The organism is Planctobacterium sp. AWM4_229 (genome assembly GCF_056160305.1).
In genome coordinates this window covers 299,002-320,993 of record NZ_JBSWWX010000005.1, presented here as the reverse complement: position 1 = coordinate 320,993, position 21,992 = coordinate 299,002, and the positions used below count along the sequence as shown (strand labels likewise).

The window sequence follows — 21,992 nt, the reverse complement described above, 5'->3', positions numbered from 1 at the left end:
CTTGCAGTAACACAGGAGAGGCTATGGCGCATTTTATCGACCGACGTCTGAACAGCAAAGGTAAAAGCACTGTCAATCGACAGCGCTTTATCCGGCGCTACAAACAGCAAATCAAAGAAGCGGTGTCTGACTCCATCAGCAAACGTAGCGTTACTGATGTAGATTCCGGCGAAGAAGTGAGTATTCCAACACGGGACATCAAGGAGCCGGTATTTCACACCACCAAAGGTGGCAAACGAGAGCAAGTACATCCGGGTAACGACCAATTCAGCACAGGTGATAAAATCAAGCGCCCACCAAGTGGCGGTGGTCAGGGCGGTGCCGGTGAAGGCGATGCCAGCGACCAAGGGGAAGGACAAGACGATTTCGTCTTTGAGATCTCCAAAGACGAATACCTGGATTTGTTATTCGAGGAATTAGAGCTACCCAATCTGAAAAAGAATCAGCTGGACAAGCTGGTGCAATACGAAACTTATCGAGCAGGCTATCAAACCGATGGTGTGCCTGCCAACCTGGATATCGTACGCAGCTTAAAAGGCTCAGTAGCCAGGCGCATTGCCCTCACCTCAGGCAAAAAGAAAAAGCTAAAAGAGTTGGAGGCCGAGCTTGCGGAACTAAAAGCTGACAAGTTAGACCATCAATTACGCATTCTGGAGCTTGAAAAGGAAATCGCAGAGCTTAAAAAAGCCATCGCCAAAGTGCCTTTTATCGATACCTTTGATTTGCGGTTCCGCAATTATGAAAAGCGCCCCAAACCCACAAGTAAAGCGGTTATGTTTTGTTTAATGGATGTGTCGGGCTCTATGGACCAGGCCACCAAAGACATGGCAAAACGCTTTTATATCTTGCTGTACCTGTTTTTAACCCGCACCTACAAAAATGTAGAAGTGGTGTATATACGGCATCACACCCAAGCCAAAGAAGTGGATGAGCAGGAGTTTTTTTACTCTCAAGAAACGGGCGGAACAATTGTATCCAGTGCCCTGCGCCTGATGGATGAAATTATTCGCGACCGTTACGATGCCACCGAATGGAATATCTATGCCGCCCAAGCATCAGATGGTGATAACTGGGCGGACGATTCCCCGCTATGTTCAGATATTATGATGCAGCGCCTGTTACCTGTGGTGCGCTATTACGCCTATATTGAAATTACTGAACGACAACACCAAAGCCTGTGGCGGGAATATCAAAAAATCGCTGAGATTCAGGACCATTTCGCCATTAAACACATTCAAACTGTGGAAGACATTTACCCGGTATTCAGAGAGCTTTTCCGCAAAAACGTGGCTAAACAACAAGGAGTCGCTTAGTGGCAGTATCTCCTCCAAAACGCAAACGCTGGGTGAAGCCCCTTTCCGATGGCCCCGACTGGAGTTTTGAATTACTCGAGCAGTACGAAGATGAGATTGACCGCGTAGCAAAACACTATGGCCTGGACACCTACCCCAATCAGATAGAGATCATCACTGCCGAACAAATGATGGATGCCTACGCCAGCGTAGGTATGCCTATTAACTACAGCCATTGGTCCTATGGCAAAAAATTTATCTCTACTGAGCAGCATTATCGCCGTGGTCAGATGGGCTTGGCTTACGAGATTGTGATCAACTCAGACCCTTGCATCTCCTATTTAATGGAGGAGAACACCATTACCATGCAAGCGCTGGTGATGGCTCACGCTTGTTATGGCCACAATTCGTTTTTTAAAAACAACTACCTGTTTAAAACCTGGACAGACGCCAGCTCGATTATTGACTACCTAGTGTTTGCCAAAAACTATGTGGCGAAATGTGAGCGCCGTTATGGTATCACCGAAGTAGAGAATATCCTGGACTCCTGTCACGCCCTGATGAATTATGGTGTGGACAGATATAAACGACCGCAAAAAATCTCCATTCAAGAAGAAAAAGAACGACAAAAAGAGCGCGCCGAATACCTACAATCGCAAGTAAATGAACTTTGGCGCACGTTGCCCAAAAGCGAGCAAGACAAGCTACCTCAAGAACGGCGTTTTCCGGAAGAGCCACAAGAGAACATTCTGTATTTCATTGAAAAAAGTGCGCCACTATTGGAGCCCTGGCAGCGAGAGCTGGTGCGCATTGTGCGCAAGATATCCCAGTACTTTTATCCGCAAAAACAAACCCAGGTGATGAACGAAGGTTGGGCTTGTTTCTGGCACTACCACATCCTCAACCATCTCTACGATGAGGGCAAAGTCACCGACCGTTTTATGATGGAGTTTCTCACCAGTCACACCAGTGTTGTCATGCAACCAGAATACAACAGCCCCTATTACAACGGCATTAATCCTTATGCGCTGGGGTTTAATATGTTTATGGATATCAAACGCATTTGCACTGACCCCACCGAGGAAGACAAAGAGTGGTTCCCGGAATTTGCCGGCGCTGATTGGCTGGAAACCGTGCATTTCGCCATGAAAAACTTCAAAGACGAAAGCTTTATCAGCCAATATTTGTCACCCAGGATGATGCGTGAATTTAAACTGTTTGCCATCGAAGACGACGAGCGGGAAAGCTTTCTGACGGTGTCGGCGATTCACAACGAGTCCGGCTATCGCGCCATTCGCGAAAAGCTCTCAGCACAGTATAATCTGAGCAATCTGGAGCCCAATATTCAAGTGTACAATGCCGATGTGCGCGGCGACCGCTCGTTAACCCTCAGATATATCCCACAAAACGGTATACCGCTGGCCAAATCCAGCAAAGAAGTAATGAAGCACCTGCACCGTTTATGGGGCTTCCCGGTAATTCTGGAAGTGGACGAGGATGATATGCTGCCCTATGTGCTGGAGCGCTGCCCTGCTGATTAGTTGTAGCCTCAGAGGCTAAATATCCAGATGACTCAAGGGGCTAACTACCCCGTTTCCGCCTTGTTGCAAAACGTGCGTATAAATCTGTGTGGTTCTAATACCAATTCCAACAAACATTTACCCAGCTCAGTGGGAGATGAAAAGCATTTAGGCAAGGCGGATGTTTAAAGGTCTAGTGGGGCTAAATCAAAAACATCCAACACCGTATAAATGCTTTTCAGCCCCATCGAAGACGCGCCTCAGAAACATTATTTCTTTGTTGTGCGAAGTTCACAAGACCACCAGTATTCTCTCATTCGCACGCCTCGAACTAATGTCTCTGAGGCTGCGCTGAGTGTGCAAATGTTTATTGGAATTGGTATAACATCACTGTGCCCCAACTGCGCCTGAACAGTTCTGATATCTGCACCAGATTGTAAAAGATGAGTAGCAAAAGAATGGCGTAAAGTGTGTGGGGAAACGAGCTTGCTGATTTTCGCCTCACGTGCCGCTTTTTTAATGGCTCGTTGCACACTTCGTTCATCAATATGATGACGCCTGAAGAGGCCAGATTGCGGATCGACTGATAAGTTTCCCGAAGGAAATAGATATTGCCAGCTTAGCTCTTTGTGAGCGTGTGGATACTTTCTCGCTAATGCATCTGGCAGCCAAACACCAGAGTAGTTTGGGTTGGCAAGGTCAACGGCATGAACCTTTTCCACTTCTGCAATTTGCCTTTTTAACGCCAGGTTGAGCTTTTCAGCCAGAGTGGCAATGCGGTTTTTGCCGCCTTTACCATTCCAGATACGGACACTTTTATAATCAAAATCAATGTCACCTACCCTTAACCGCACACACTCCATAAGTCTAAGACCGCTACCATATAACATCGAAACAGGTAGATTCATTCTTGCTGAAACGACACTTAATAGCTGTGCTATTTCACTTTTAGTTAGTACGACCGGGAGCTTCCTTTGTTTATTACTTTGCTGAAATCGCAAATCCTGATTAAGTGGTTTTTCAATGACACATTTATACAAATAAGATAAAGCATTTAAGGCTAAAGCCTGAGTGGCTGCTGACACCTTACGACGACATACCAAATCGTTCAGAAACGCCTCCACCTGCTGACCACCCATTTCTGATGGGTGGGTATAGTGATGGAAACGGATATATGCTCTGATCCAATACAGATAGGCTTCAATCGTTCGCTTGGCATATCGCCTTTGCCACATTTTGCTGGCCACCTGACTTAACAGTGATGACTTTTCCATGTCAGTCCTCCTTTTAACTCAGTTTAAGTCGACAAAAGTTTCTAATAAACCAATAAAAAGTACAGTTTTTGATAGAAAAAAATCATGACTCGAAAAGGTCAATAGAAAGTGATTCAACCAATAGCAGTGTTAGACGACACAAGTTCGTATTTTGCCAACTGAATGAACACAAGTTCATTCTGTATCCCAACAATTGCGGGGACTTCAGAGTATTGAGATAAATTGACTTTGCGGGTTAGACGAATTAAGTTCGTGTTTTAACACGAACTTTGTTCGTCTAATAATAGTTAAAAGCCATGGAAGAAAAACCCAAATCTAACGAAAAGAAACGAGTATTAAGGGTAGTACTCTACATTATCGGAGTTGGTGCATCTCTGATTTATGCAAGTATGAAAAAAGAAGAAGTAAATGAACATATCTTTAATGCGGTTCAGAATGATATCTTTGGGATCCAAGGTGTTAGCACAAATTTAAGCAAGTATTCTGTAAAAAATGACCTAATTCATATTGAGATTGCATCAAACGGCTTACCGAACAAAGCCAGCCACTACAAACCTACACTTCTGGCATTTGTTTGCACTGATATTCTTTTGGTGCAGCATCTAAGGAGTAATAAAACAATAGTACTGGACATGACAGCGTATGACCGTGAACATGGTCAGTACGTTAATATGCGAATAAAACAGGACAGGTGCGCACATGGCTCTTAACAAATCGGTTCAAAACGGACACAAAAACGTTGGCTGTGTTCGTGCCTCACAAAGTTTAGCCAACGCTTTTGTGCTCGTTTAACCGGGCCGTTATGTTTCAAGGAAGCTAATGAAAATAGTAGTTGTACTAATAATTATGCTTTTGCCCTACAAAGGGGCTTTGGCGAATGCTTGGTTAACTGACAGCGTTAAGCATGTGAGTGTTAAGTATGGGAACGGCTGTATTCTGCTCGAAGGAGGAGAAGTGATCAAAGTGGATTTAAGCACTGACGCTGGAAAAGTTGAGATGTCCCTTGCGTTAACGGCATTCACTGCTCAAAAACAATTGCAAGTTTATCAAACCGACGAAACGCCGGTAGGAGGCTGCAATAGTGGTGAAACTATTAAACCTCATACAATGATGAATATTAGAGATTGAAACATAACAAGAAAATTTAAAACTGGACAAATACTCGTTGGCTGACCTTCGTTCCTCAGGCAGTATAGCCAACAAGTATTTGCCCTTTAATTTAGACGTTATGTGTCACGTAAATTAACAGGCATGAAAGTTAAAGAAATCACTTCTATTGGATATTATCGGGATGGAGGCTCAATAGGCATGGGCTTCAAAGCAAAAAAAAGAATTTTTTTCTCACAAAGTAATTTTCTATGAACTGTTTTTGAAAAACAGAGCGTGGGAACAAACCCCAGATACAGATTTCCACTCCCCCAAGATATTCCTGGAAAGCTGCAATAGCGGCAATTTGGTTCGAGAGCTAACTTGGGAAGAGGCAAAGGATTTTGTTTCTAAACTCTCGTTTTCTGATGAAAAGTTTCATGAGATGGTTAAGATTATTAATAACAGCGGAAAAAACACATAACAAAAAATTTTAAAATTGGACGCTTACTCGCGGGCTCCCCCTCATTCTTCGGGTATTATAGCCAGCAAGTAATCGCCCTTTAAATTAACCGTTATGCGCCTATGGGCTCCAACAAAAAATGAACTTCTTAAAAAGATTTTAAAATGATAAAGATAAGTAAAGCCATTATCTGGTCTTGTATCCTGGTGAATTTTGTAGACGTCGCCCTCGCTGATTCCAACATTACTGACGTAGAAATAAGACGTATGGAAAGTTACACTTCTTATTCAGATGTAAACTTCGACATCCCTTTGATTTTAACTGAGCCGTGCCCTTCCGGAGGTGAATTTTATTTACCTTCTGGGGATGCAACTCAAAACGAGAATACTCAACAAGTTTACTCATTGTTGCTTGCGGCCTTTATAAGTAAGAAAAAAGTCAGTTTATCCTTTAAAATCAACATGTCGCCAAACTTCACTTCTTTAAGTAATAATTGCGAAGTTCGTAAAGTATGGGTTCCAATGTAAATTATTTAAGGAAGACGCATAACAAGAAAATTTAAACGTGGACAAATACTCTTTGGCTGGCCTTCGTTCCTCAGGCAGTATAGCCAACAAGTCTTTACCCTTTAATTTAGTAGTTATATGCCACCCGAATATGGACATCTTAAATCAATTACAAGCTTGGTATAAATCAAACTGCAATGGAGATTGGGAACATTCTTTTGGTGTATCAATCGACACATTGGACAATCCAGGCTGGACAGTAACCATCGATTTGGCTGAAACTCCTCTATGCAACAAAGACTTTGAAGCAATTGAACTAAATCTCAATAGTGATAATGATTGGCTATTTTGCAAAGTAGAGAAAGAGAAGTTTGTTGGTGCGTGTGGACCTGACAAATTGGAACAACTACTCACTGTCTTTTTAAGTTGGGCACGTGGCATATAACAAATGCAATCAATCTGGACAAAAATCCATTGGCTCCCCCTCGTTCCTCGGGCATTATAGCCAATAAATTTTCGCCGTTTATTGCGGTCGTTATGTGCCACGCTAGGTCAATTATGAAATTTCTTATTATCGTATTGTTTGCGGCAACTATATCATTGCCAATAAATGGAATGGAGCTTTCAGATCCTGCTGCAAAATGGAAAAAACTCTGTAATGGAGAGCTTATCGAAAATTTTAAAAGTGAGGATGAGGCCATTGGAGCATGCACTATGGGCTTCGCTTTTTACTTAATTGGCTTATCATCACCAAGCACTCCGGTGGAAGAGCATTTGTTCCCATGTGTTGACTTTGGCATTGAAAGTACCGCTGCAGAATTTGTAAAGTTTATGGATAAAAATAGAAAGTATGAATCAGTACCAATAATCGATGTCTTGCCAAGTTTCTACAAACTAAATAAAGACTGTGGCACATAACAAATTAAATCAAAACCGGACACAAACTCGCTGGCTCTGCTCGTCCCTCGCAAAGTTTAGCCAGCTCAATTGTGCCGTTTATTTACGACGTTAGGAATAACCTCTAAATTCGATGCGTAATCAAAGCACATTCAAAAAACTAGGTTTTGGCTCGTTGATACTGTCGCTATTAACTTATGTTTATGTCGCATGGGATGACCTCAATGGAAAGTATCTTTTAGCTGAGCAAGATTATGTTCAGATAGATGGAAAAGTAGTTTATTCAGCCGTCGAAGAAAAAGAAGTGCGCTACGATAAAATCAACTACTACCCAGTAGTTAAGTACGATTTTTTTGTAAATGGTAAGCGATACAATTCTGACAAAGTTCATTTCAACTATACAGCTCACAGCAACTTGGCAAGTGCTAATAAGGCTCTAGAAAAATATCCGATAAATAAAAAAATTATCGTTTTTTACGAGAAAGGCAACCCGAGCTTCTCTGTAGTCGAGCCTAATAACTATGAAAAAGGTAATGAAGTGGTTGTATTATTATGCATAGTTTGGGGGGTAGGAATTATTGCTTTATATAATTGGCATGAAAAAAGAAAGCGCCGTCAGAGTAGTTATTCCTAACAAACAAAGTCATCGGAAAACCACTCGCTGGGCTTCGCCCAAAGCGCTCGCGTTTTCCGCTGCTTTGAGGCGTTAGCTGTCTTAAGAATTGAGCAAGAAGGAGATAAAATGCCAACTATAAAATTTAAAGGTCCTGCTCTTGTTGCTAGTGCAGAAGAAAATGATGATGGGTCACTTGATTTAATAACAGACAAGGTAATCTTGGAGTCCTTAAATGGGCTAAAGTACGAAGAAGAGGAATTCTCCGATTATTTATTTGATGGCGAGGAAACAGAGCGTTTTGCAGAGCAAGTATCTGGCGGTATCTTGTCATTCGAATATGACGCTTCTTCTAGCTCTTTGATCGGGTCTATTGAATATCTGCTGTCTCGCCCCCTTTCTGAAGATGAAGTCGAAGCTCTCGAAGAATACACAGTGGAACAATTAACTGATGGTATAGGTTCCAATTTTTCTCAGGAAAGAGCTTTGAGTGGTGAAGTCACACCGTTTATAAACATTGAAGAATTGACCCGTGATCAAGCCAGCTAACAAACAGCTCAAACCGACCTCCACTGCGTTGCTCGTTTTGTGCGTTTCCGCTACGCTCGCACAAAACAATCAACTCCGTTCCGGCGGCTTAGCTGGGCGTTAGCCGCTAGGTAAAAGTTTGAAACCACCGTTCTACGAAAAAATCCTAGATTTGGCATCGTTAATGACAGATGAAGAATCTGAAGTAATGTGGAATGCTCATAGAGAACTGAGAGAAATCTGTGAGACTCATCAAGATTCACAATTAGATCATCCTTTCCAATGGGAAACCCTAGGAGACTTCACCCCTGACAACAATATTGCTATTTCAATTTACTTAGAAGCTCTGAGTCTCGCTGTTTCTTTGAGTTTGGTCGAATATATAGCTTCCATAAATTTTGCTCTTGCTGAAAGGTTTTTTGAATTAAATGATTACGCGAGTGCCCGAAAGTTTGTAAATGAAGCAAATTTTGCAGCTCAGCAAATAGAAGACCAAGACATCAAAAGTGATATAAGTGAATTGTTGCGGAGAATAACGGCTAACAATGGCAATTAATCCCGGACAAAAATCCATTGGCTCACCTTCGTCCCTCAGGCATTATAGCCAATAAATTTTCGCCGTTTATTACGGCCGTTATCTAGCAAGGAGTATCGGGTGAATCGGATTCTTTTATTTCTTATTTTTTTATCGTTTGCAACAAATGCAAATGAGTTTTCTTTTGCTGATGCGTCCATCAATATACCTAAAGGTTTTGAGGGGCCGATTGAGCGCAGTATGGGACAAGGTGCATCAACTATTGCATTTCGTCATCCACATGAAGATGGAAATAACGCGACGCTATTGCAAATAACGACTTGGAATCCAGGCACACCATTCCCTGAAATGAATGATGATGAGCTTAGAAAAGGTTCAGCTCAATATCTCGAACAATTCTTATCAGGTATAGCTCGAAAACGAAGCAATTTTGAAAAAAGTGAGATCGAGTTCATTGAAATATCGGGAGTTCCTGCGGCCAAAATTCAGTGGAGTGGTGAAATTGATTCAAAGCAAGTTCACGGTGTAATGTATTGTTATGTATTTAATTCGAAGATTATTAGCTTGCATACTCAAGATTTATTTGAGTTTAACGGTCGCTATTTGAATCAAGCTGTTATGTCATTTGAGTCAATTAAACTAGCTAGATAACAAGTTACTTAAAAGGACGCAAAACGCTTGGCTTGTGCTCCTTCGTCGCTAATTTTAGCCAAGCATTTGTGCGCCAGTTAGTAAGGCGTTAGGTTTAATCAATTCAGCTGGCACTTAATAAACAATTAAGAAGGGAATTAAAATGAAAAAAGAAATTTTGATGTTGTCTTTGGTAGGATTATTTAATACAGCTCATGCAAACTATGTTATTGATACAGAGATTTGTGCTGGAACGGAGTATATTAACGACCTTAATGATAATTTAGTTAAATACGATCCCAGCATTCACACATTTGTAACTGAATCTACACCTATTTACTATTCAGGGTATGAAACGGTTCCACATATTTGGTTAACTAAAAACCGAAACACCAATATTTTTGCTGTAAATACCGCAGAAGCCCCCGTGAACTTTTTCTTCCGACCCACTTATTACTCAGAATCGACAGGTACACAAACTTCAATAAGTCCAGAAAGTTTTTATGGAGCGTTTAGTAGTTCAAATTCGCCGATATCAGCTGGCGGAGCTAGCATGCAAGGAAAATCACATGGCCGAATCTCTGTCACAAGCTCAAGTTCATCTGTTTACTTTGGTTTTGGTGATATTTATTGGGATTCATCAACTTGTTTTGAAATTCCGCCAATGAAAGTTACCATCGAGTCCCAGTATTATGATCAAACCCCTGCTAGAGGCGGCATTTCAGTATATTTAGTTAATGAAGGAAAGGCTTGGTAAAACCTAACAAGAAAATTTAAACATGGACAAATACTCGTTGGCTGGCGTTCATTCTTCACGCAGTATAGCCAACAAGTATTTGCCTTTTAATTTAGCAGTTAGGCTGCATTAGCACTTATGAAAATTGAAAAACCTACAATTTTTGGAACTGGTTCCGTTGAACCATCTGCCAAGTGCCCAAAATGCAACCTTATAATGTATCTGGGACATCAATGCCCACATTGTGAATATTCCCTGACCTCCCAAGAGCAAATACACCAAAAGGAGTTTTGGATACGGAAACGAAATTCAAGCTATAAAAAAGGATTACTGGTTTTTGGCCTGTTTTTTCTGCTTGTCTGGTTGTTTCATGCTGCCTAACAAAAGCGATCAATCCGGACAAAAATCCATTGGCTCCCCCTCGTTCCTCGGGCATTATAGCCAATAAATTTTCGCCGTTTATTGCGGCCGTTAAGTCTCTAATGGAGCATCATGGACTTATTGAAATTACTAAAGGATAAAGCTGAATACTTCTCCGCATCAGAAGATGATAGAGGGGTATCTAGCGTTGTGAGTCACATTGAAATTGCCGAAAGACATTATGAGAACGGTAAGTCTGGAGACGATTACTTATTTAACGATGTGATCTATAGGAGTAATCAAGCATTTGAAGGTGCTTTAAAAGAAGCATATAGAATAATTGCTGGTAAAAATCCAAATAAAATCACTCCTCATAAAATAGAAAAACACTTTGAAGAGAATGACGTACTGAAAGAAAGAGTGTTGCAGTTGTTTACTAATTACAGAACGGAGTGGAGAAACAAATCAACCCATGATTATAAGTTGTATTTTTCTGAGCAAGAAGCTTTTCTAGCAATAGTAAATATCTCAGCATTTATTAATATTCTTTTAGATCAAATGGTTGAAAAGCAAGCCTACGACAAAGAATCTGAAGATTTAAAGAGATCTCCTGTAGAAAAAGATTTAGATTCGGCTCGTAAGACACTAAATGACAGAATAATTGACCTTCTCCTCTCCTTTTCTAAGGAGGTTCCTGACAAAGCAATGGGAACTACAATACCTCGAATAACTGAGGTAGCCCTAATAGGTTCACTGACAGCTTTCGTTAATAATTTGGCTGAGGATGTTAGTATCTATCCTGAATTCTCAATAATGCGTAAGAATGATGGACGGAGGTACATTGCAGACTTCTTCCTTCAAAAAGGTGAAGATAAACTAATTATCGAAATTAAAAATTCAATGCATGGCCTTTCTAGAGTCTTAAACGGTGGTACAGAGCAATTACTTAATTACCTTACAGCTTCTGGTGTAGAACATGGCATTCTTTACATTCCACCAATTTCACAAAATGAAGAGATGGAAGTTACTAAATTGACTAAGTCTATAGGTGGTGTTTCATATAGCTTAGTCCAAATTTATCCTAAGAAAAGACTTAACAAGTCAATGCAGCGGACCGCTAATGCGGCAGCTGATTGAGGCGTTAGCTACCAAAGGGAAATTGTATGCATAAAGAGAGTAATTACGAAGAATGGAAGGAAATCAGAGAGCGAGCTGACAAAATTGCAAACACAGCGTTTCTAATCTCTGGAGGGGCATTATCACTTTCAATTACCGTTTTATTGGGTAACAAGAAAACACTACAACTTTCTGAGCATACTAAAACATTAGCTGTTGATGCTTGGTATTTTCTTTTGGCTTCAATTTTTTTGTTTATCATTCTTAAGGTAATCCTGATTGCTCAGGCCATGACACTCCAATCAAATGCATCGTTTTATGACAAGCATTTGTTCAAATTCAACATCAGCTGTTAGTTAACGGGACTGGCGGGGCTTGTAACGTTGGCTTTGGGTCTGTTTAATATGATTGAGGCCGCCATTTCAGCAATTGGTAGCTAACAAAAAATTTTAAACTTGGACGCTTACTAGCTGGCTCCCCCTCATTCTTCGGGTAGTATAGCCAGCAAGTAATCGCCCTTTAAATTAACCGTTAGCTGCCACTTGAATATCGCAATTAAAATTTTGTTATCACTTCTCTTTTCAATCCTTTTAACCATTGGTGGCTTATTGGTTTATTACTCTGTAGATCGGACCATAAGAGTTGATTTTATTCCGGGTGAGTTTCATTACTGCGGACAGGTTATAACCGACCACGACTCAGAATACATAAATATTGTGGAGTGGCTTGGGAACAATGATGAAGGTTGGAACTATGATTGGAATACTCCCGTCGCAGGGGTTCGCTACGGAAGTCCAGCTTTCAACATTTCAGTGTTTAAAAGCGGAGTAAGTGTTTCATACAAAACCGATACTGGTTACGACAGATTTATCAAAACTGTAGAACACAATTTACCAATAAGCTGCCCTGTGCATTTTAGTGAGTAATAAAGTAACATTGAACTATGCCAACAGTTTTAAAGTTAGGCCCCTATCGTTTCTTTTTTTATAGCAACGAAAATGGTGAGCCACCACATATACATATTCAGCGCGAACGAATGCTAGCGAAGTTTTGGCTCCGGCCTGTTGCGCTTGCAAGTTCTACTCGCTTTCCCGCCGATGAGCTTCGTAAGCTGGGAAACTTGGTAGAAGAACACAAATCTTTGTTTTTGGAGACGTGGAATGAGTACTTTAGCAGTTGAACTTCATCCGTTAGCACAAGATGTTAAATGCACAGATGAATCTATTGTGGTGCAACTTCTTGATGGTCGGACAATTTCTGCACCACTTGTCTGGTTTCCTCGTTTAGCTAGTGCAACCAAAGAGCAACGAAATAACTGGGAATTATTAGGCGATGGTGATGGCATTCACTGGCCAGATGTTGACGAGGATTTAAGTGTAAAAGGTCTATTGTCGGGAACCCATTAAACGGCAGCTAACAATCGGTTCAAAACGGACACAGAAACGTTGGCTGTGTTCGTGCCTCACAAAGTTTAGCCAACGTTTTTATGCTCGTTTAACCGGGGCGTTATAACCTACAGAATCTTTTTGGCATCTCTGTAGAAATTTTCGTGGGAACCAAAAGTAAGAAGCTCCAAAACGACTGAACCACTTTCATAGCTATATCCCAAAAGTGTTAACTGTTTCGCCATTTTGAATTTGTATACACGCATAAAAGACAGATCACCCTTCTTTTGCTCTCCCAATTGAGGTTCCTGCATAAGCGCTTTAACCGCATTATCCAGATCTGCTTTCTGATTTTTATGGAGCTTTTTGACAGCTTTTTTAAAAGTACTTGTTTGCAGGACTTTTGTAACTTTAGCCAAAGTCATAAACCTCTAACTTTCCTGCGTCTTTTTCTGCTTTAGCAATAATCGCTTGTTTTACAAATTCATAGGGTAAATCAGGGTTGTCCTCCATCATTTCGCCAATCTTAGCCCAATGCTCAATTTGCTTTGGTGTTGAGCGATTCAGTGCTTTTCCTATTATGCTGGCTTTTTCAACCAGATCCTCATCGAGTCTAATACTTGCTGTAGCCATAATCGCTTCTCCTCTAAACACAACCATTGTGGCAATTTACCACAATTGTAGAATTCGGTTGTAACAAAAGCAATTAATCCCGGAAAAAAATCCATTGGCTGCTCCTCGTTCCTCGGGCATTATAGCCAATAAATTTTCGCTGTTTATTGCGGCAGTTATACAACTACAAGGGTGTTGTGATGGAATTAAAACTCGTTTCAGAAAAAACTATTAACGGAATATCGACTAGAACAAATAATGCAGCAGAAATGAGTCCAAATGGAAAAATACCCGCATTGTGGCAATCTTTTGATAAAAGTATTCCTGTTAACTATCAAAATGGTGAACGTGTTTATGGTGCTTACTACAACTACGAATCCGATCACAATGGGATGTTCACGGTTCTCGCTGGCTTCGATGGTGATTCCTACCCATCAAATGTAGATATTGAGAAAGTCACTATTCCTCAAGGAAAGTACCTGGTATTCACACATAAAGGGAAAATGCCTCAAATCGCCATCGATGCGTGGAAAGACGTTTGGGAATACTTCTCTAATGAAGGCTGTGAGTATAAAAGGCTATTTTCAACAGACTTTGAATATTACCCAAACGGCAATGAAATAGAAGTCCATATTGCGGTGCAATAGATACATAACAAGGTGCTTAAGGACGGACGTAAAAAGTTTGGCTTCGCTCGTTCTAATCTAGCAGCATATTTATAGCCAACAAGTCTCTGCCCTTTAATTTAGTAGTTAGATACCAAGGAGAATTAAGTGATATTTATTGCAGGATTAATTCTTGTCGCAATCGGGTTTATTCATTCATATCTTGGTGAAAGGTACATTCTCATTCGATTGTTCAGGGGCGATAACATCCCGCATTTGTTTGGTAGCGACCATTTTACAAAGGGTACTCTGCGTTTTTGCTGGCATGTAATGTCTTTGGCTGCCTTTGGTTTCGCTGCAATACTTTTTCATACGCCATCACATAGTAGCTTCATCCTGTTAGTTATTGGAATGGTGTTTTTCCTCAGTGCCGTACTTTCTATCTACTTCACAAAAGGCAAGCATTTGTCGTGGGTGGCTTTTTTAACAGTTGCTATTTTGTGTTGCCTGGAGTTTTATGGCCTCTGACAATCCAATTAGCTCGCTGGCTGCGTTCTTACCTCACTTAGTATTGCCAGCGATTATTCGCCCGTTATCGGAGCGTTTTTATACCTAAAACTTACGTTTGAGTCATGGATGAACCTCATGAATAAGATTTATTTTATTAAACTTCTAATTACGATTCTGTTCTTGTTCCCCTTCAAGGGTTTTGGAAACAGCCAATCAAGCCATGATGCTGATTACCAAAGCAAGTATCAACCTATGCTGGATAACCTTATATCTAAACACATTCCTGGAGCAGTACTTTTAGTCGAAACTAAAAATGGTAGTTACATAGGTAGTGCTGGTTTCAAAGACTTAGAAAAAAAGAAGCCTATGACAACAGATGTTGTCATGCCCAACGGGAGTGCTGGCAAAAAGTTAACTGCACTTTTGGTGGCGATGTTAGCCGATGAAGGAATACTTAGTCTCGATGCTCCGATAGATAAATATCTTGAAAGTGAAATACTCAGCCAAATTCAACATTCGAACAAAATGACATTGCGACAGCTGTTAAATCATACAAGTGGAATTTTTGAATATAATGATGTTGGTAACTTTGATTTTTTCAGTACGCAATATGCTCAAAAAGGAAATGTCACAACAGATATGTTTCCTTTAAAATTTGTGTTTAATCAGCCAGCCGACTTTGAGCCGGGAACAGGACACTCGTATTCTAATTCTGGCTACGCATTAGCTGGCGTAGTTTTAGAGCGAGTTTTGAAAGAGCATCCATCCAAGGCGATTCGAAATCGAATTTTTGTTCCACTCAATATGGCATCTAGCTACTCAAAAGGCGTGGAAGAGCATAAGCCAGAGTTAGCTTCGGGTTTCTTTATAAATGATATAGAGCCATCGTTTCCATTACCAATGAATATTTGGGTAGATACCAAAGAGATCATTGGAACAACCGCAACCTCTGATGCTCCACTAGCCTCAAGTGTAAAAGATATGGCTAAATTATTACGAGCTATCGTAATTAATAACGATGTCATCAATCAAAGTGTTAGAACACAAATGATAGGCGAAGAAAATTTAGTTGATTCTTGGGGCCCACGTTTTTATCGTTCCTCTGACTTCTATTATGGGCTTGGTATTTGGGTTGAAATAATAGACGGGAAAAAGTTCTATCATCATGGTGGTACTGAGTTTGGATATTTTACTCAAAATATTTATATACCGGATGGCGATATAAGTATTACTGCATTCGCTAACTGTGGTGTTAATGACCATTGTGAAGAGGAGTTTCAGGATTTCACGTTTGAAGTTTTAGACTCGTTTTTAAATATTAGAAAGGGCAAATAATAAGCGCATTAAGGGCGGACGCGTAACATCCTGGTTGCGCTTCTTCGCGAATTTTAGCCCGGTTTCATTAGCCCATTATGCCGACGTTATTTGCCCCAAATTATTAACACAAAAGGATAGTCTGTGACCTTCTATACTAAGAAGCTGCTACTAATATTGATTTCAGGATTAAGTTTTTTATCTTTAGTTGCGTGCAATGGAAACAATGAAGTCGATCTTGATTCTTTCGTGCAAGCTGAAATCAATGCGTTTTTAAATGCAGAAAAGGCTCAAGTTGCTTCTATTGCGATAGTCAGCGATAGCAACATTTACCAAAATCATTTTGGTAAGTTAGGCGATGGAGCGGGCCCAAACAACCATACTATTTACGAACTAGCCTCAATAACCAAAACTTATACCGGGTTGCTACTTGCCAAAGCCGTTCAGGATGAAAAAGTAGATCTTGATGGGGACATACGAGTCTACTTAGAAAATCAAGAATATAAAAACTTAGAACGTTCTGGTAAATATATCACTTTACGGCATTTAGCCACTCACACTAGCGGCCTCCCCAAAGACTTTGCATATAGCGCGGATGATGCTCAAAAAGGTCTGATCATTGAGCGCTTGTCCGCTTACTCAAGAGAAAACTTTTTCAGCGACTTGAGTCGATTTAAGCTTAACTCTGAACCCGGTGAGCACTTTCAATATTCTAATGCTGGTACTAAATTAACCGCTTATATCTTAGAGTCTGTTTATAACAAACCTTTTGACTCTTTAATATCTGAATTCATAACGGCAAAATCAGGAGAGCTGAATACCAAATTTCAGCGAAGTCACCCGGGTTTAGATAATGTCACAACGGGGAAAAATCAGCGGGGTAAAGTAATGCCCTTACTCAGTCCCTATTCATGGGCAGAGGGCGGGTTAACTTCCTCAACAGAATCAATGACACATTATCTGCTTTATCAACTTACATCAGAAAATCCTGAAGTAGCCCTCTCTCATCACTTACTTGCCGGGGATAGTTCAAATCATGGCACAGCGTTTTTCTGGAATACCTATGAATATGATTCTAAGACACGAATGCTCTATCACAGTGGAGGCTCACTCGGCACTTCCAGTTGGTTAGCTATCTACCCTAAACTGAATATTGGCGTATTCATTGTTGCCAATGTCTCAACAGAATACTCGCAAGGTAAACTCAATGAAATATCAAATAACATTGTGAATAAAATTAGTGATATATGACAAGCCGGTTAAGGGCGGAGGTAAACCAGTTGGCTTGCACTCGTGTCTCACTAATTTTAGCCTCTTAGCGGGGCGTTGGAATTATGGAAGAATTATTGTGGAAATCTGGAAGTTAGTGTTTTTTTTACCTGCCTGTTTCGCTCTGAATATGACGCCAGGTCCCAATAACCTATTGTCTTTGAACAATGCTCGTTGTTACGGCTTCAAGTCTGCTTTTATTGCTGGATTTGGTCGTATAGCGGCATTTGGTGTAATGATTGGCCTGGCAGCTTCAGGTTTAGCTGTTGTGCTCTATGCTTCTGAAAAGCTGTTTTTAACCATTAAAGTATTGGGGGCTACTTACTTATTGTGGATTGCCTTTAATCTTTGGCGTTCGGATGTAAGTCCTGTCTCAGAATTAAAAAACACTGACAACCTACCCGGTTTGGCCAAACAAGAGTTTTTGTTAGCCGCAGGTAATCCAAAGGCGATATTAATCTTTACCGCCTTCTTACCACAGTTCGTGGATGTTTCGGCTAATGTAACTGAGCAGTTCTTCGTTTTAGGCGCAATTTTCCTGCTCCTGGAAATGGGGGCAATATCGGTTTATGCCATGTTCGGAATATATTTAAGGCAATGGTTCATTCAGCCCAAAATGGCAAAACGCTTCAATAAAGGTTGCGCAAGCTTTTTAGCAATGTCAGGAGCGAGCCTGTTACTCAATCGCCAGCAATAATACTTATGCATGGTGTTGGGTCATTGAGGTGAATTATGGGAAATTTGCATTGCCGTTTAGCGATAATGTCTGTTAGCCAAGTGTTAAAGGTCACGTAATTTTTAGATACACGGAGTCAATTTTGTTCAAGCTTTACTATTACCCCAATAATGCCAGTTTAGCGCCTCATTTTTTGCTTCATCATTTGGAAGCTGATTACCAGTTGATATTAGTTGATAAGGAGTCAAACTCCCAAAAATCAGCGGATTATCTCAGGCTCAATCCGGCTGGCCGAATTCCTACCTTAGTTCTGAATGACCAGCCAATTTTCGAAAGTCCTGCTATCTGCATACACCTGTGCGAATTGCACCCCGATTCAGATTTGATGCCATCGTTGGGCGATGCCAATCGTCCCCTGTTTTTTCAATGGCTGGCGTTTCTCAACAATACGCTACAAGCAGAACTCATGGTCCGCTATTATCCTCATCGTCATACTAATGATGAAGCCACTATTCCAAATGTTGTGGCAGCACAGGACGAAAGGATTGCTGATGCATTGTCGATTATCGATGACCAGTTAGCGCATGGCGAATACTTGTTAGGGGATACCTTAACAGCATGTGATTACTTCTTATTTATGCTGGCAGAATGGTCGTTACCTGCTAAAAGGTCACCGCTCGAATTTAAACACCTGGCAGCGTATTTAAAACGTCTGTGCACAAATCCAACAATTAAAGCTGTTTGTGAGATTGAGGGAATAGACCTCACCCCATTTGAATCACACTCCTAAGGATAAGTTTAAGCCGATTTGCATGGCATGGGCTTTTGGTTTGAATCGGCTCAGGTGATTGGGGCACAATAGCTAAGGTTCGGTGGCAGCGCAGCTCAACAGGTTGTTGGGCGTTATATAAAAGGAGGAACAAAAAAACATGGATGAACTTTTTAGAAAATACACAGCCGCATTTGATGCATTTAATCCAGAAAATATAGCGCAGCTTTACCGTTTACCTTGTGCTATTTGCGATGCAGATGGTGCCCAAACGTTTACCGATAACGCTGCGCTTGTGAAGAAATTTTCTGCTAACTGTGAAACGATGCGCGGTTTTGGTTATCAAAAGGCTGAATTTAATGTGCTTGAGAAGCAACAACTAGGCAAAGATAAAGCCGCCATTACTATTAGCTGGAGAGTTTTTACCAATAGCTCCAACATTGATTTTCGTACGCTTTATATTTGCCACCAAATTGACAATTCCTGGTATATCTTTAGTGCCAACGTGTACGAAGGCAGTTTTTGTATTGCCGAATAACGAGTCAATTAACGTATTCGTTCGTTGGGCAGTGATTCGCTAACGGCTCTCGCCCTTCAAGAATGATTGCCAAATAAATTTCCGTCGTTTATTTTGTTCTGCTGCGGTTTTGTTGCCACTCATGGAGACATTAAGTTATGGACTTATTACCTTATCTTCCAGAATTGCTATCAGTTAGCCTCATTGCAATATTCATGGCTATCAGTCCTGGTGCTGATTTTGTTATGATCACCAGAAACAGTATTTTTTATGGCAGAAAAGCAGGTTTATACTCCTCGCTAGGGATAAGTCTTGCCATATGGGTCCACGTGGCATATTCCATAGCGGGTCTTGCCATCATCATTTCGCAATCCATTGTTTTGTTTTCCATTGTTAAATACCTTGGCGCAGCTTATTTAATTTACATGGGCTACAAAACGTTTAAATCAAAATCGACCTTACATATTGAGCAAGAGGCAAACTTTGAAGCGCTGTCGAACATAGCGGCATTCAAAATCGGTTTTATCACCAATTCACTCAACCCCAAAACTACAATATTTTTTCTGAGTATTTTCACCCAGGTAGTGGATCAACAAACTCCGATTTGGTTGCAACTTGTGTATGGCGCCATCATTTCATTGGCCCATTTACTGTGGTTTAGTTGCGTAGCTCTGTTCCTCAGCCAACCGGCATTGCTCAATAAGTTTCAATCGTGGAAACAAGGTATTGAGAAAGTGATTGGGTCTCTACTGATTGGTTTTGGCATTAAAGTGGCAACGACAAGTGCCAACTAAGCGCGCTTGTTAAAAAGCACGTCTGAGCGATAGCAGCAGAAGCTGCAGTCGTTAAGTATGAGCCAGATAATCATAAACAATGGACAGTTGAATGATACAAAATATGTCAATGGAGCCCTTAGCAATCAGTCATTGCCAGGAACTCTATGAGCTTACTGAGGCCAACCGTGATTATTTACGGGAATGGCTCCCCTGGCTAGATATGATTAATTCCAGTGCTGACACCAAGCACTTTATCGAGTCAAGCATTAAGGAGGCATCCGCTGGCGGAGCGCCAACTTTCGCGATTTTGTATAAAGGCGCCATCTGCGGTGTTGCTGGTTTTCACGAAATTAATAAGCAGCACAATATCGGCTGCATCGGCTACTGGTTAGCACAAAATTATACTGGAAAGGGCCTGATAACGGCGGCTGTAAAAGTACTCCTGCAAATCGGCTTTAGCCAGTTTAAACTGAATAAAATTGAAATACGCTGCGCTGAAGAAAACCATAAAAGCCGGGCGATACCAACGCGCCTTGGCTTTATCCATGAAGCAACGTTACGCCAGTGTGAGTGGCTTTATTCAAAATACGTTAACCATGCTGTCTATTCAATGTTGGCAGAAGAATACGATGCTGCAAACATTACTGCATCACCAGAATACAATTATAAAAGATAGAGCCAACAAACAATGTGTTGAGAGGAAAATATGGAAATTACAGCCAAGAACAACGACGTTTTTGAGTTTCGCCCATTAACAACTGACGACGGTCAACGGCTAGGGAATTTCTTTGAAGGGCTATCAGATGACACTCGTTCAAAGTTTGGGCCTCACCCGCTCACTAGCCAGTATGCCAGTGAAGAACTGTGCCCTCGCATAGGAACAGACAATGTATCCAGATTTGTTATAAGTTCTCCAGCCATGATTGTGGGCTACTTTATCGTGGACTTTAACCATTACCCACATGAGGCATCGCGTTACGATGCCTACCAAATCCCGCTGGACTTTAACAAAGATCCCGTCTTCGCTCCCTGTATTGCCGATAAATATCAAAGCCTGGGTGTAGCCAGTCAGGCTTTGAAAGCACTCATCAACCTTTTGACCGAAAAAGGCGTGCGCAGTTTGGTTTTAATGGGTGGTACTCAACAGCCCAATCTCTTGGCACGCAACTTCTACAAGAAATTTGGTTTCGAAGAACAAGGGGAGTTTTACACCGATTACAATGGCTTAAACAATATCGACATGCGATTAGTTTTATAATCACCTGACAATAAGCTAACTCGGTATTTAAGCACCTTGGGTTTAAAGCCACCAATCGCTTCTCAAAGGAATTGGCATTTTTATGGAATTACTTAACTATTTAAATAAGTACTTTGTTACCAAAACAGAATTAATAGAACTCACTAAGGTAAAGGAGGCAGAGTTAAATGAACTTCAACTGCAAGGTTTGATGCCGCAGTGTTCATACAAACTTAAGCTGAATCTGGAAAGCGACTCCTTTTTTGGTGTGCATAACGAGTCACAAGAGTTGCAGTATTTCGCAAAAGGCTACATCTCCTGGTTAACCGAAATCAACACCCTTAAAAGTCGCAATGACGCTTTTGCGACCTTCTCAAGTCGCTATAAAGCAGCGGTGAGCCGACTGAAAGATGAAGGCCACACGCCTAATGACCCCAAAGTGAATGAAGGCCTGGACTTACATGTAGAAGAGGAGTGGTCGCACTTCTTAAAAGGTATCTATGGTTTGTGTACCAAGACAGGTTTACCCGAAGACATCGCGGCTAAAGAGCTTGCAATACTTGAAATCAACGCGCTTAACGAAACAGAAGCTCTAAACCCGGAGCAGTTACAACAACTGCAAAAAGCGGTTAATCTGCTGGATTCGGTAAGTGCTTTGTTTGCGCCCCATGAACGCTTGAAAAGCTCGCGCCATAGGCTTGTGGATGAAGTTCGCCGTCGCTACCAATTAGCCATTAACTAAATTGTGTAAAGCCAGGAACAACGA

32 protein-coding genes are annotated in these 21,992 nt (G+C 41.1%); 29 read left to right on the top strand and 3 right to left on the bottom strand.

Annotation, left to right across the window (positions count from 1 at the left end; translation table 11 throughout):
* Positions 1 to 23: 23 nt before the first annotated feature.
* The 3 genes from ACXAGP_RS13120 to ACXAGP_RS13110 are packed head-to-tail and all read left to right on the top strand — an operon-like array spanning position 24 to position 3,001.
* Positions 24 to 1,313 (top strand): YeaH/YhbH family protein, encoded by a 1,290-nt coding sequence (locus ACXAGP_RS13120; RefSeq protein WP_475261922.1) that lies wholly within the window; start codon positions 24 to 26, stop codon positions 1,311 to 1,313.
* Positions 1,313 to 2,833 (top strand): SpoVR family protein, encoded by a 1,521-nt coding sequence (locus tag ACXAGP_RS13115; protein ID WP_475261921.1) that lies wholly within the window; start codon positions 1,313 to 1,315, stop codon positions 2,831 to 2,833. The genes ACXAGP_RS13120 and ACXAGP_RS13115 overlap by 1 nt, the downstream gene beginning before the upstream one ends.
* A 27-nt stretch (positions 2,834 to 2,860) precedes the next feature.
* Complete coding sequence (locus ACXAGP_RS13110) at positions 2,861 to 3,001, top strand: hypothetical protein (RefSeq protein WP_475261920.1); 141 nt, start codon at positions 2,861 to 2,863, stop codon at positions 2,999 to 3,001.
* A gap of 80 nt (positions 3,002 to 3,081) precedes the next feature.
* Here the strand turns inward: ACXAGP_RS13110 and ACXAGP_RS13105 are convergent, their stop codons facing one another.
* Positions 3,082 to 4,086, bottom strand: a complete 1,005-nt coding sequence (locus tag ACXAGP_RS13105; protein WP_475261919.1) for an integron integrase — start codon at positions 4,084 to 4,086, stop codon at positions 3,082 to 3,084.
* Between the two features lie 296 nt (positions 4,087 to 4,382).
* Between ACXAGP_RS13105 and ACXAGP_RS13100 the strand changes: the two genes are divergently transcribed.
* From ACXAGP_RS13100 to ACXAGP_RS13030, 15 genes are all read left to right on the top strand, one after another.
* The gene (locus ACXAGP_RS13100) at positions 4,383 to 4,796 is read left to right on the top strand and encodes a hypothetical protein (RefSeq protein WP_475261918.1); all 414 of its coding nucleotides are present in this window, start codon (positions 4,383 to 4,385) and stop codon (positions 4,794 to 4,796) included.
* 109 nt (positions 4,797 to 4,905) lie between these two features.
* Positions 4,906 to 5,214, top strand: a complete 309-nt coding sequence (locus tag ACXAGP_RS13095) for a hypothetical protein (RefSeq protein WP_475261917.1) — start codon at positions 4,906 to 4,908, stop codon at positions 5,212 to 5,214.
* A gap of 585 nt (positions 5,215 to 5,799) precedes the next feature.
* The gene (locus tag ACXAGP_RS13090) at positions 5,800 to 6,162 is read left to right on the top strand and encodes a hypothetical protein (RefSeq protein ID WP_475261915.1); all 363 of its coding nucleotides are present in this window, start codon (positions 5,800 to 5,802) and stop codon (positions 6,160 to 6,162) included.
* A 37-nt stretch (positions 6,163 to 6,199) separates the two neighbouring features.
* Positions 6,200 to 6,586 carry an immunity 53 family protein gene (locus tag ACXAGP_RS13085; RefSeq protein ID WP_475261914.1) on the top strand — a complete coding sequence of 129 codons (387 nt, stop codon included), beginning with the start codon at positions 6,200 to 6,202 and terminating at the stop codon, positions 6,584 to 6,586.
* Between the two features lie 113 nt (positions 6,587 to 6,699).
* Entirely contained in the window at positions 6,700 to 7,059 is a 360-nt protein-coding gene (locus ACXAGP_RS13080; RefSeq protein WP_475261913.1) for a hypothetical protein, read from the top strand.
* A 112-nt stretch (positions 7,060 to 7,171) separates the two neighbouring features.
* Positions 7,172 to 7,672, top strand: a complete 501-nt coding sequence (locus ACXAGP_RS13075) for a DUF3592 domain-containing protein (protein ID WP_475261912.1) — start codon at positions 7,172 to 7,174, stop codon at positions 7,670 to 7,672.
* 108 nt (positions 7,673 to 7,780) lie between these two features.
* A complete protein-coding gene (locus ACXAGP_RS13070) occupies positions 7,781 to 8,200 on the top strand; it encodes a hypothetical protein (RefSeq protein WP_475261911.1) in 420 nt (139 codons plus the stop codon).
* 163 nt (positions 8,201 to 8,363) lie between these two features.
* A complete protein-coding gene (locus ACXAGP_RS13065) occupies positions 8,364 to 8,735 on the top strand; it encodes a hypothetical protein (protein ID WP_475261910.1) in 372 nt (123 codons plus the stop codon).
* Between the two features lie 99 nt (positions 8,736 to 8,834).
* Positions 8,835 to 9,365 (top strand): hypothetical protein, encoded by a 531-nt coding sequence (locus ACXAGP_RS13060; RefSeq protein WP_475261909.1) that lies wholly within the window; start codon positions 8,835 to 8,837, stop codon positions 9,363 to 9,365.
* A 142-nt stretch (positions 9,366 to 9,507) separates the two neighbouring features.
* Entirely contained in the window at positions 9,508 to 10,101 is a 594-nt protein-coding gene (locus ACXAGP_RS13055; protein ID WP_475261908.1) for a hypothetical protein, read from the top strand.
* 471 nt (positions 10,102 to 10,572) lie between these two features.
* A complete protein-coding gene (locus tag ACXAGP_RS13050; RefSeq protein WP_475261907.1) occupies positions 10,573 to 11,577 on the top strand; it encodes a GxxExxY protein in 1,005 nt (334 codons plus the stop codon).
* A gap of 26 nt (positions 11,578 to 11,603) precedes the next feature.
* Entirely contained in the window at positions 11,604 to 11,912 is a 309-nt protein-coding gene (locus ACXAGP_RS13045) for a hypothetical protein (RefSeq protein ID WP_475261905.1), read from the top strand.
* Positions 11,913 to 12,098: 186 nt separating this feature from the next.
* Positions 12,099 to 12,482 (top strand): hypothetical protein, encoded by a 384-nt coding sequence (locus tag ACXAGP_RS13040; protein WP_475261904.1) that lies wholly within the window; start codon positions 12,099 to 12,101, stop codon positions 12,480 to 12,482.
* 17 nt (positions 12,483 to 12,499) lie between these two features.
* Positions 12,500 to 12,736 (top strand): DUF4160 domain-containing protein, encoded by a 237-nt coding sequence (locus ACXAGP_RS13035; RefSeq protein ID WP_475261903.1) that lies wholly within the window; start codon positions 12,500 to 12,502, stop codon positions 12,734 to 12,736.
* Positions 12,717 to 12,962, top strand: coding sequence for a DUF2442 domain-containing protein (locus ACXAGP_RS13030; protein ID WP_475261901.1), 246 nt, complete (start codon positions 12,717 to 12,719; stop codon positions 12,960 to 12,962). Before ACXAGP_RS13035 ends, ACXAGP_RS13030 begins: the two co-directional genes overlap by 20 nt.
* A gap of 107 nt (positions 12,963 to 13,069) precedes the next feature.
* Here the strand turns inward: ACXAGP_RS13030 and ACXAGP_RS13025 are convergent, their stop codons facing one another.
* Entirely contained in the window at positions 13,070 to 13,366 is a 297-nt protein-coding gene (locus ACXAGP_RS13025) for a type II toxin-antitoxin system RelE/ParE family toxin (RefSeq protein ID WP_475261900.1), read from the bottom strand.
* Positions 13,353 to 13,574, bottom strand: a complete 222-nt coding sequence (locus tag ACXAGP_RS13020; protein ID WP_475261899.1) for a TA system antitoxin ParD family protein — start codon at positions 13,572 to 13,574, stop codon at positions 13,353 to 13,355. Before ACXAGP_RS13020 ends, ACXAGP_RS13025 begins: the two co-directional genes overlap by 14 nt.
* 179 nt (positions 13,575 to 13,753) lie before the next feature.
* Here ACXAGP_RS13020 and ACXAGP_RS13015 point away from each other — a divergent pair, with 179 nt between their 5' ends.
* From ACXAGP_RS13015 to ACXAGP_RS12965, 11 genes are all read left to right on the top strand, one after another.
* Positions 13,754 to 14,200: a GyrI-like domain-containing protein gene (locus ACXAGP_RS13015; protein ID WP_475261897.1), complete on the top strand. Its 447-nt coding sequence runs from the start codon at positions 13,754 to 13,756 to the stop codon at positions 14,198 to 14,200.
* A gap of 126 nt (positions 14,201 to 14,326) precedes the next feature.
* On the top strand, positions 14,327 to 14,686 hold the full coding sequence (locus tag ACXAGP_RS13010; RefSeq protein WP_475261896.1) for a hypothetical protein: 360 nt from the start codon (positions 14,327 to 14,329) through the stop codon (positions 14,684 to 14,686).
* Between the two features lie 117 nt (positions 14,687 to 14,803).
* On the top strand, positions 14,804 to 16,003 hold the full coding sequence (locus tag ACXAGP_RS13005; protein ID WP_475261895.1) for a serine hydrolase domain-containing protein: 1,200 nt from the start codon (positions 14,804 to 14,806) through the stop codon (positions 16,001 to 16,003).
* A gap of 123 nt (positions 16,004 to 16,126) precedes the next feature.
* Entirely contained in the window at positions 16,127 to 17,233 is a 1,107-nt protein-coding gene (locus tag ACXAGP_RS13000) for a serine hydrolase domain-containing protein (RefSeq protein WP_475261893.1), read from the top strand.
* A 97-nt stretch (positions 17,234 to 17,330) separates the two neighbouring features.
* Complete coding sequence (locus ACXAGP_RS12995; RefSeq protein WP_475261891.1) at positions 17,331 to 17,948, top strand: LysE family translocator; 618 nt, start codon at positions 17,331 to 17,333, stop codon at positions 17,946 to 17,948.
* Between the two features lie 121 nt (positions 17,949 to 18,069).
* Positions 18,070 to 18,717: a glutathione S-transferase family protein gene (locus ACXAGP_RS12990; RefSeq protein ID WP_475261890.1), complete on the top strand. Its 648-nt coding sequence runs from the start codon at positions 18,070 to 18,072 to the stop codon at positions 18,715 to 18,717.
* A gap of 139 nt (positions 18,718 to 18,856) precedes the next feature.
* Positions 18,857 to 19,234 (top strand): ketosteroid isomerase family protein, encoded by a 378-nt coding sequence (locus tag ACXAGP_RS12985; RefSeq protein ID WP_475261889.1) that lies wholly within the window; start codon positions 18,857 to 18,859, stop codon positions 19,232 to 19,234.
* A gap of 137 nt (positions 19,235 to 19,371) precedes the next feature.
* Positions 19,372 to 20,007, top strand: coding sequence for a LysE family translocator (locus ACXAGP_RS12980; RefSeq protein WP_475261888.1), 636 nt, complete (start codon positions 19,372 to 19,374; stop codon positions 20,005 to 20,007).
* Between the two features lie 91 nt (positions 20,008 to 20,098).
* Positions 20,099 to 20,665 carry a GNAT family N-acetyltransferase gene (locus ACXAGP_RS12975; protein ID WP_475261887.1) on the top strand — a complete coding sequence of 189 codons (567 nt, stop codon included), beginning with the start codon at positions 20,099 to 20,101 and terminating at the stop codon, positions 20,663 to 20,665.
* Between the two features lie 30 nt (positions 20,666 to 20,695).
* The gene (locus ACXAGP_RS12970) at positions 20,696 to 21,247 is read left to right on the top strand and encodes an N-acetyltransferase family protein (RefSeq protein ID WP_475261886.1); all 552 of its coding nucleotides are present in this window, start codon (positions 20,696 to 20,698) and stop codon (positions 21,245 to 21,247) included.
* Positions 21,248 to 21,329: 82 nt separating this feature from the next.
* On the top strand, positions 21,330 to 21,968 hold the full coding sequence (locus ACXAGP_RS12965) for a DUF6058 family natural product biosynthesis protein (protein WP_475261885.1): 639 nt from the start codon (positions 21,330 to 21,332) through the stop codon (positions 21,966 to 21,968).
* Positions 21,969 to 21,992 lie beyond the last annotated feature (24 nt).